We start from the raw sequence: 3,139 nt of genomic DNA on the forward strand, positions 1-3,139 counted from the left end.
GGTGGCGCGCCAGGACCCTGGTGCGCACCAGGCCGGTGCGCGGGTCCCGGTCGACCTCGACGGCGATGCCGTACGCGGCCGTCAGGTGCGCGGCGGTGAGGACCTCGTGCGGCGGGCCCGCCGCGACGACGGCCCCGTCGACCAGGAGGACGACCGTGTCAGCGACGGCCGCGGCCTGGTCGAGGTCGTGGAGGACGAGGCCTACGGCGATGCCGTGGGTGTCGGCGAGGTCCCGGACGATGTCGAGGAGCTCGGCCTGGTACCGCAGGTCCAGGAAGGTGGTCGGCTCGTCGAGCAGCAGGAGCGGGGTGTCCTGCGCGAGGCAGGCGGCGAGCCACACGCGCTGGAGCTGCCCACCGGAGAGGTTGTCCACCGGACGTCCGCCCAGGTGGGTGGTCCCCGTGAGCTCCATGGCGCGCTCGACGGCGGCCGCACCCTCGGGGTCGGCCGAGCGCCACCGGCCGCGGTGGGGGTGGCGACCGTACTCGACCAGCTCCCGGACGGTGACCCCACCGGGGGTGGGCCGGCTCTGGGACAGGAGGGTCAGTCGGTGCGCGAGCTCGCGGCGGGAGAGGTCCTCGAGCGGCCCGGTCGCCCCCGGGCCCCCGACGCGCACCTGGCCGGCCGACCGCGGGTGCAGCGCTGCGAGGGTCCGCAGCAGGGTGGACTTGCCACTCCCGTTCGGGCCGACGAGCGTCGTCACCTGGCCCGCCCGCAGGTGCAGGTCCACACCGCGGACCACGTCGGCGCCGCGGTAACCGGCACTGACCTGGACCGCCTGGAGGAGGGCGGGGCGCGGCGCCGGCCCTGCCGTGAGGGCGTCGGGCAGGACGGGGGCGTCCAGCAGAAGGTCGTCAGGCACGAGACATAAGGTAAGGCTCACCTCAGCCCTTGCCAAGTCCGTCGCCCCGGGACCCGGCCCCCGGGGCGGCCGTGACCCGCAGCACGACGCACCGAGGCCCCGTCCCGGCGGGACGGGGCCTCAGCACACCTGGTCGCTCGCTCGGGCTACCGCTGCAGGGTCAGCACGCCCGGCCGGTACGGCAGGCGCCCGTAGTCCCCACCAGAGCTCGGCGACCGCCCCTGGTACAGGAACTGCAGGTTGCAGGGGTCGATCGTCATGGTCTGGTCGGCGCTGGTACGGATCAGCTCACCGTGGCTGATGTCGTCGGTCCAGGTGGCGCCGCTGTTGGCCTTGCCCGCGAACGGGTTCGACTCGGTGGCCGCCTGCGGGGTCCACGCCCCGTCCAGGCTGGTGGCCGTGAACGACCGGAAGTACCGGCCCTGGGCACCGATCGCCTCGACGATCATCAGGTACCGGTTCTGGCCCTGCAGCTTGTAGACCTGCACCGCCTCGAACAGGTTGGCCTGGGTGTCGGTCATGATGGTCGTGTAGTTCGAACCGAAGCTGCTGGGGAAGTTCCCGATCGGCATGCTCGACCGGTAGATCCGGCCGTTGTCACCGGCGAAGAACAGGTACATGTTCCGGTCGTCGGCGATGAGCGCCTGGTCGATGGGCCCGGTGTCGGAGTTGGAGATGCTGCCCGAGAACAGCGTCTGCGACGCCGACCAGCTGTTGACGTCCGCCGGGGTGCGCGAGGTGCGGTACGAGAACGCCGGGCCGCCCCACTGGTAGGCCAGCACCCAGATGTCCTTGGGCTCGAAGTAGAACAGCGTCGGCGCGACCGCACCGAACGGCATGCGGATCTGCTCCGCCCGCGCCATGTCCGACCAGTCGTCGAACAGCCCGAACGCCATCGAGCCCCACGTCGTACCCGTGTCGTGCGTCGTCGCGTACACCAGGTGCTGGCCGTTGTACGGCGCGTGGGTGAAGTCCTTGAGCGACACCCAGCCCGAGCGCGGGGTGGCCAGCGCCCCCGTCGAGGACCAGCGGTACGTCGACGGCAACGCGCACGTCCCGGACCCCGGCGGGGTCGTCGGACCGGGCTGCGGGGTGCCCGCACCAGGCGGCGTCGAGCCGCCCCCACCCGAACCCACCCGGACGAGCTGCCACTGCTGGTTCGACCCACCCCAGCTGCGGTACTGGACCACGTTCGCACCGTCGGCGGTCGACCCGCCCTGCACCTCGACGGCCTTGCCCGAGTGCCGGTTGATCAGGGTGACCGTGCCACCGGCGGAGTCCTCGAGGCGGAACTGCTGGTTCGCCTGGTTCCGGTCCTCGAACTGCACGATCGCGGCGCTGTCCGCCGTCGACCAGTTGTACACGTCCAGCACCTTGCCCGAGTGCCGGGACTTGAGCCGGTAGTAGCCGTTGCCGGAGTCCACGAACTGCCACTGCTGGTGCGCGCCGTCGTTGCGGGTCCACTGGGCGATGCGCGCACCGTCGGACGTCGCCAGGTTGTACACGTCCAGGGCCTTGCCGCTGCCCCGGTTGATCAGGACGTACGACGCGTTGGTGTCGACCGTCGCCGCCGACGCCGCCGGTGCGACCGTCAGCGTGAGCGCGCCGGACGCCACGGCGGTCGCCGCCGCGACCAGGGCGGCGCCCCATCTGCGTCGGCTCGGGGCCGACCTCCCCTGGAAACGTGGTCCTCGCATGGTGCTCTCCTTCGAGTAGTCAGGGACGCCGGTGTCCGCGAGCGCGCCGCACCTCGTGGGTCGGGGCACGTGGGGCCCACACTTCCATCGATTACCGACGGGGATCAACCGCCACGAAACCGTACGAAACGGTTAGGCAGGAGTGGGGAGAGCGCCTCGTACGATCGTGGGGTGCCTCCTCGTTCGCCCCTGCCGGCGCGTCACGGCCTGGACGCGGCGTGGGTGCGCACCCCTGACCGTGACCCCCTGTCCCCCGCGCCGTGGGTGTCGATGGGCGCCTGGTTGCGGCACCGGTTCCCCGAGCGGGTCGATGTGGACAGCATGCTCGCCGGGGGGCGGTTCGTCGACGGGAGCGGACGCCCCGTCCAGGACGGGGACCCGTACGCCCCGCACCAGTTCGTGTGGTTCCACCGTGACCTGCGTGAGGAGCCCCCGGTGCCGGGCGAGCTGCACGTGGTCCACCGGGACGAGCGGCTCGTGGTGGTGGACAAGCCGCCGTTCCTGTCGACGATCCCCCGTGGGGGGCACGTGCGGCAGAGCGTGGTGGTGCGCCTGCGGGAGGAGCTGGGCCTGCCCGAGC

Annotated in this window: 2 protein-coding genes and 1 pseudogene; 1 reads left to right on the forward strand and 2 read right to left on the reverse strand. The window is 72.2% G+C overall.

Going from position 1 to position 3,139, the window contains the following annotated elements; genetic code table 11:
* Positions 1-862: ABC transporter ATP-binding protein (locus N869_RS13905; RefSeq protein WP_408606367.1), on the reverse strand; the 862-nt coding region annotated here is incomplete at its 3' end.
* A 146-nt stretch (positions 863-1,008) separates the two neighbouring features.
* Complete coding sequence (locus N869_RS13910) at positions 1,009-2,559, reverse strand: non-reducing end alpha-L-arabinofuranosidase family hydrolase (RefSeq protein ID WP_035062568.1); 1,551 nt, start codon at positions 2,557-2,559, stop codon at positions 1,009-1,011.
* A gap of 171 nt (positions 2,560-2,730) precedes the next feature.
* Here N869_RS13910 and N869_RS13915 point away from each other — a divergent pair.
* Positions 2,731-3,139: pseudogene (locus N869_RS13915) on the forward strand (pseudouridylate synthase); the annotation flags it as partial.

The organism is Cellulomonas bogoriensis 69B4 = DSM 16987 (assembly GCF_000767165.1).
Lineage (GTDB): Bacteria > Actinomycetota > Actinomycetes > Actinomycetales > Cellulomonadaceae > Actinotalea > Actinotalea bogoriensis.